The organism is Aromatoleum diolicum, assembly GCF_012910955.1.
Taxonomy (GTDB): domain Bacteria; phylum Pseudomonadota; class Gammaproteobacteria; order Burkholderiales; family Rhodocyclaceae; genus Aromatoleum; species Aromatoleum diolicum.
Map to the genome: position 1 here is coordinate 42,573 of NZ_WTVQ01000036.1, position 6,109 is coordinate 48,681.

General features: G+C 59.1%; 7 protein-coding genes. 5 read left to right on the top strand and 2 right to left on the bottom strand.

All coding sequences use genetic code 11. The features are described 5' to 3' along the window. Window positions 1–12: 12 nt before the first annotated feature. Window positions 13–180, top strand: coding sequence for a 50S ribosomal protein L33 (gene rpmG, locus GPA25_RS17910; protein ID WP_169261776.1), 168 nt, complete (start codon window positions 13–15; stop codon window positions 178–180). Window positions 181–315: 135 nt separating this feature from the next. On the opposite strand, the gene GPA25_RS17915 is transcribed toward rpmG, so the two are convergent. Continuing rightward, a complete protein-coding gene (locus GPA25_RS17915; protein ID WP_169261777.1) occupies window positions 316–519 on the bottom strand; it encodes a cold-shock protein in 204 nt (67 codons plus the stop codon). A gap of 172 nt (window positions 520–691) precedes the next feature. Beyond that, window positions 692–892 (bottom strand): hypothetical protein, encoded by a 201-nt coding sequence (locus GPA25_RS17920; RefSeq protein ID WP_169261778.1) that lies wholly within the window; start codon window positions 890–892, stop codon window positions 692–694. Between the two features lie 29 nt (window positions 893–921). Between GPA25_RS17920 and clpS the strand changes: the two genes are divergently transcribed. The 4 genes from clpS (at window position 922) to aceA (ending at window position 5,867) form a co-directional block, all read left to right on the top strand. Then, window positions 922–1,230: an ATP-dependent Clp protease adapter ClpS gene (gene clpS, locus GPA25_RS17925; RefSeq protein WP_169261783.1), complete on the top strand. Its 309-nt coding sequence runs from the start codon at window positions 922–924 to the stop codon at window positions 1,228–1,230. Between the two features lie 2 nt (window positions 1,231–1,232). After that, window positions 1,233–3,509 carry an ATP-dependent Clp protease ATP-binding subunit ClpA gene (gene clpA, locus GPA25_RS17930; protein ID WP_169261779.1) on the top strand — a complete coding sequence of 759 codons (2,277 nt, stop codon included), beginning with the start codon at window positions 1,233–1,235 and terminating at the stop codon, window positions 3,507–3,509. A 168-nt stretch (window positions 3,510–3,677) separates the two neighbouring features. Further along, a complete protein-coding gene (gene rraA, locus GPA25_RS17935; RefSeq protein WP_169261780.1) occupies window positions 3,678–4,157 on the top strand; it encodes a ribonuclease E activity regulator RraA in 480 nt (159 codons plus the stop codon). 408 nt (window positions 4,158–4,565) lie between these two features. Continuing rightward, window positions 4,566–5,867 carry an isocitrate lyase gene (gene aceA, locus GPA25_RS17940; protein ID WP_169261781.1) on the top strand — a complete coding sequence of 434 codons (1,302 nt, stop codon included), beginning with the start codon at window positions 4,566–4,568 and terminating at the stop codon, window positions 5,865–5,867. Window positions 5,868–6,109 lie beyond the last annotated feature (242 nt).

Consider the following 6,109-nt stretch of genomic DNA (forward strand, 5'->3'; position numbering starts at 1 on the left):
ACGGAGATTCAAATGGCTAAAGGCGGCCGCGAAAAAATCAAACTGGAGTCGACCGCAGGTACCGGTCACTTCTACACGACCTCGAAGAACAAGCGCACCACCCCGAACAAGCTTGAGTTCAACAAGTACGATCCGGTCGCGCGCAAGCACGTTCTGTACAAGGAAATCAAACTGAAGTAATCCCCGCCTGCAGGCTTCGGCCTGCTCCAGGGACGCAACACCCAAAACAAGAGGCCGCCGGAGTGATCCGGCGGCCTCTTGTTTTTCCGGAAGCCATTCCGCTGACGCGAAGCGGCAATCCGGATTAAAGGGACATCAAGCCTTCTGGATGTTAGAGGCCTGTTTACCCTTCGGACCCTGAGTAACATCGAAGGAGACCTTCTCGCCTTCTTTCAGAGTCTTGAACCCGCTCATGGTGATCGCGGAGAAGTGAGCGAACAGATCTTCGCTACCGTCGTCCGGAGTAATGAAGCCAAAGCCCTTCGAGTCATTGAACCACTTAACGGTACCAGTTGCCATGTTGCCTTAATCCTTGAAGATTACTTAAAACGATGCGGGGTTTCCCCCTTCAGTGCATCCATGCCGAGCGAAGCGTTACCAGTACTGCCAAGCCAGACCACAGGCGCAGCCAAGACTCCAGGACCAGCGCGTTGAACTTTGCATTTCGCACGGTTTTGCTTTTACGCATTTGTCAGCACAGCGTCAACATTTTCGTTTTCTCATGAATGCCGCATTGCAACAACCAATTCCACTGCGGCGTAGCGCCCTGCTGCACCATGCAAATAAATCCAAGGCACATACACCGCCAGACCTCGGTTTGCAGCGCAATATTCGCGCCGTTGTTTTTGCGCACCAGAATCAACGGAAGCCAAACCCCTTGCTGCTGTTGCACTCTGCTTCGACTTCATTAGAATGAAACTCATGGCCACACAAAAGCAGGGCGAGTACATACTCGAGGCGGAGCGCTCTCGCACCAAGCCCCCGCCACTATACAAGGTGCTTTTGCTGAACGACGATTTCACGCCCATGGACTTCGTCATCGTCGTGCTGCAGAAATTTTTTGGCATGGACCGCGAACGGGCTACACGGGTCATGCTCCAAGTCCACAGAGAGGGCATGGGGGTATGTGGCGTCTTCGCAAAGGACGTCGCGGCGACCAAGGTGGAACTGGTCGTGTCCTTCGCCCGTCAGCACCAGCACCCGCTGGCATGCGTGATGGAGGAAAATTGAGAATGATCGCGCAAGAGCTTGAAGTCAGCCTGCACATGGCCTTTGTCGAAGCACGACAGAAGCGGCACGAGTTCATTACCGTTGAACACCTGCTGCTGGCCCTGCTCGACAACCCGTCGGCAGCCGAAGTCCTGCGCGCTTGCGCGGCCAACGTGGACGAGTTGCGGCGGGAACTAACCAATTTCATCAACGAGCACACCCCCAAGGTCGAAGGCACGGACGAGATCGACACTCAGCCGACTCTGGGCTTCCAGCGCGTGATCCAGCGCGCGATCCTGCACGTTCAGTCGTCGGGCAAGAAAGAAGTCACCGGCGCGAACGTACTGGTCGCGATCTTCGGCGAAAAGGACTCGCACGCAGTCTATTTCCTGCAGCGCCAGAACATTTCGCGCCTGGATGTGGTGAATTTTATTTCGCACGGGATTTCGAAGGCGCCGCAGCAAGGCCCGACACCGCCCGCGAGCAAGAGCGAATCCGAGCAGGGCGAACAGGAATCGGAAAGCGCGCAGGCCAATGGCGCACTCGAGAACTACACTCAGAACCTCAACCAGCAGGCCCTGATCGGCAAGATCGACCCCTTGATCGGGCGCGAACGCGAACTCGAGCGGGTGATCCAGACCCTGTGCCGGCGACGCAAGAACAACCCGCTGCTAGTGGGCGAAGCCGGTGTGGGCAAAACCGCGATCGCCGAAGGTCTGGCGCGCTGCATTGTCGAAGGCCGGATTCCGGAAATTCTGGATGGCGCCCAGGTATATGCATTGGACATGGGCGCACTGCTTGCCGGCACGAAGTACCGGGGCGATTTCGAGCAACGACTCAAGGCGGTGCTGAAACAGCTGCGCGAGACGCGCAATGCGATCCTGTTCATCGATGAAATCCATACGCTGATCGGCGCTGGTGCCGCGTCGGGCGGTACGCTGGATGCATCGAACCTGCTAAAGCCGGCACTGTCCTCGGGGCAGTTGAAGTGCATCGGTGCCACGACCTACTCTGAATTCCGCCAGATTTTCGAGAAGGACCACGCCTTGTCGCGGCGCTTCCAGAAGGTCGACGTCACAGAGCCCTCGGTGGCCGAAACGGTAGAGATCCTGAAAGGACTGAAGAGCCGCTTCGAGGAGCATCACGGCGTCAAGTATTCGACTGCCGCGCTGACCTCGGCTGCGGAGCTTTCGGCACGCTACATCAATGACCGGCAGTTGCCCGACAAAGCCATCGACGTCATCGACGAAGCAGGCGCCGCACAGCGCATTCTGCCGAAGTCGAAGCAGCGCAAGACGATCGGCAAGACCGAGATCGAGGATATCGTCGCGAAAATTGCACGCATTCCGCCGCGTACTGTGTCCAATGACGACAAGACCGCGCTGAAGAACCTCGAACGCGATCTGAAGAATGTGGTCTTTGGCCAGGAAGCCGCTATCGATGCGCTGGCGAAGGCGATCAAGATGTCGCGCTCCGGCCTCGGCAATCCGGCGAAGCCGATCGGCAGCTTCCTCTTCTCCGGCCCCACCGGCGTCGGCAAAACGGAGGTCGCACGGCAACTGGCCTTTATCATGGGCATCGAACTGGTGCGTTTCGACATGTCGGAATACATGGAGCGCCATGCGGTAAGCCGCCTGATCGGCGCGCCGCCAGGATATGTCGGGTTCGATCAGGGCGGCTTGCTGACCGAAGCGATCACGAAGAAGCCGCACTGCGTCCTGCTGCTCGATGAGATCGAGAAGGCGCATCCGGACATCTTCAACATCCTGCTGCAGGTGATGGACCACGGGACGCTCACTGACAATAACGGCCGTCAGGCGGACTTCCGCAACGTCATCATCATCATGACGACAAACGCGGGCGCCGAGACGATAAACAAATCGGTGATGGGTTTTTCGGCAAAACGCGAGGCCGGCGACGAGATGGCCGAGATCAAGCGGATGTTCTCGCCCGAGTTCCGCAACCGGCTGGACGCGACCATTTCGTTCAAGGCGCTCGACAACGAGATCATCCTGCGCGTGGTCGACAAGTTCCTGATGCAACTTGAAGCACAGTTGCATGAGAAGAAGGTCGAAGCGCATTTCACCGACGAGCTGAAGGGCTGGCTGGCGGCGGAAGGTTTCGATCCGCTGATGGGAGCACGCCCGATGGCACGGCTGATCCAGGACACCATCCGCTCGGCGCTTGCCGACGAGTTGCTATTCGGGCGACTCGCGCATGGCGGCAAAGTGACCATCGACCTGGGAGAGGATGGCAAGGTCAAGCTGGTGTTCGACCAGATGGAAACGGCCACGGTCTGACGCACGCGGATCAAGTCGATACAAAGGGGCAGCCTGTGGGCTGCCTTTTTTTGTATCGTCGGCTGGTTTATTGTCCCTGCCTCCTTCCGGTCCGGCGGTATCGCGACGATCGCCGAGGGCCGTAAGTTTTTCATCTCGCGTTCAAATTCAGACAAAAGGAAGCAAAGCATGGAAATCCAGACCGCCGACCTCTGCGACGCTCACGAGGGAAAACTCCGCGTTGTCAGCCCGATGTTCCGCAGCTATGGCGGACGCACCGCCTTTGGCGGGCAGATCGCGACATTGAAAGTATTCGAGGACAACTCGCTGGTGCGTACGGCGCTCGAAAGCCCCGGTCACGACAAAGTGCTGGTGGTGGACGGCGGCGGTTCGATGCGCTGCGCCCTGGTCGGCGACCAACTCGCACTGCTGGGTGTGAAGAACGGCTGGGCGGGAGTGATCGTGTACGGCTGCATCCGAGACTCCAAGGCGATCGGCACGATGGATCTTGGGGTTTTCGCGCTCGGCACACATCCGCAGAAAAGCATAAAGAAGGGGGCCGGCGATGCGAATATCGCGGTGAGCTTCGGTGCGGTCACCTTCGCGCCCGGACAGTACGTCTATGCGGACGAGGACGGCGTCGTTGTTTCCGAGACTGCACTGCTGTAACGCTGCTTGCCATCGCATCGACCGCGTAGCGCCGGCGGAGACACCCCCCGACCGTCGTCAGCCACCAAGTCCCGTGCCTGCGGCAACGCGTGCTCCAGGAAGCGAAGAAACGGGGGCACGCCTTGCGCAGCGCAACAGTTTTTCATTTCACAAAGCCAATTGCTATTTTGTATAGTGAAATAAAAATCGTAACTAACTGATTTTATTGCTTCAAATAATTTCTTATATCTTATATAAGACTTATTGCTGCAGAGCGAAAACCTTCCTATACTCTTTCCCATTCGAGCTCGTCTTCATCACACGGCGCGCATCGAAAGCGAGAGATTCGACCCGGCCCCTGCAAGCACGGCCGGGCGAGAAAATGCGTTGATTCACGCTTATATATTGTCAGCCAAAAAGGAACTTGCCATGACCCTGACCCGCGAACAGCAAATTGCCGCCATCGAAAAAGACTGGGCCGAAAACCCCCGCTGGAAAGGCATCAAGCGCACCTACTCGGCTGCCGATGTCGTCCGTCTGCGTGGTTCGATCCAGCCCGAGAACTCGCTGGCCCGTGCCGGCGCCGAGAAGCTGTGGAACCTGGTGAACAACGAGCCGTACGTGAACTGCCTCGGCGCGCTCACGGGCGGTCAGGCGATGCAGCAGGTCAAGGCCGGCGTGAAGGCGATCTACCTGTCGGGCTGGCAGGTTGCCGCCGACAACAACTCCTACGCCGCGATGTACCCGGACCAGTCGCTGTACCCGGTGAACTCGGTGCCGACGGTGGTCGAGCGCATCAACAACACCTTCCAGCGCGCTGACCAGATCCAGTGGTCGAAGAACGTCAATCCGGGTGACAAGGGCTACGTGGATTACTTCGCGCCGATCGTTGCCGATGCCGAAGCTGGTTTTGGTGGCGTGCTGAACGCCTATGAGCTGATGAAGGCGATGATCCGCGCCGGTGCAGCCGGCGTGCATTGGGAGGACCAGCTGGCTTCCGTGAAGAAGTGCGGCCACATGGGCGGCAAAGTGCTGGTGCCGACTGCCGAAGCCGTGCAGAAGCTGATCGCGGCACGTCTGGCAGCCGATGTGTGCGGCGTGCCGACCCTTGTGATTGCTCGTACGGACGCCGAAGCCGCCGATCTGCTGACCAGCGACTATGACGAAAACGACAAGCCCTTCCTGACCGGTGAGCGCACCGCCGAAGGTTTCTACAAGACCAAGAAGGGTCTCGAGCAGGCGATCTCCCGCGCGGTGGCCTACGCCGAGTACGCCGACCTGGTGTGGTGCGAGACCGGCACGCCGGATCTGGAGTTCGCACGCAAGTTCGCCGACGCCGTGCATGCCAAGCACCCGGGCAAGATGCTGGCCTACAACTGCTCGCCGTCGTTCAACTGGAAGAAGAACCTCGACGACGCGACCATCGCCAAGTTCCAGCGTGAGCTGGGCGCGATGGGCTACAAGTACCAGTTCATCACCCTCGCCGGTATCCATTCGATGTGGTACAACATGTTCGATCTGGCGCAGGACTACGTTGCCCGTGGCATGTCGGCCTATGTCGAGAAGGTCCAGGAGCCCGAGTTCGCTGCGCGCGACCGTGGCTACACCTTCGTGTCGCACCAGCAGGAAGTCGGCACCGGTTACTTCGACGATGTCACCACCGTGATTCAGGGTGGCGTGTCCAGCGTGACCGCTCTGACGGGTTCGACCGAAGAAGAACAGTTCCACTGACCACGTTGAATTGGGCGGGCCGCCATCAGGCCCCCCCAAAGCAAAAGGCCGCGCCCACAAGGCGCGGCCTTTTTCATGGTACCAACGCAGGGAACCGCGGCATCCTCATTCGACAGTTACGCTGCGGGGCAAGCCACGGAAGCCAGCGGCCCGTCCTTCGTAGTTGTCGTGCCGCGGACTCAGCTGGTGGCGCCGGGCTTCATCCCGCGCTCCATGCGGTCGGGCCCCTTGCCGCCGCGTCC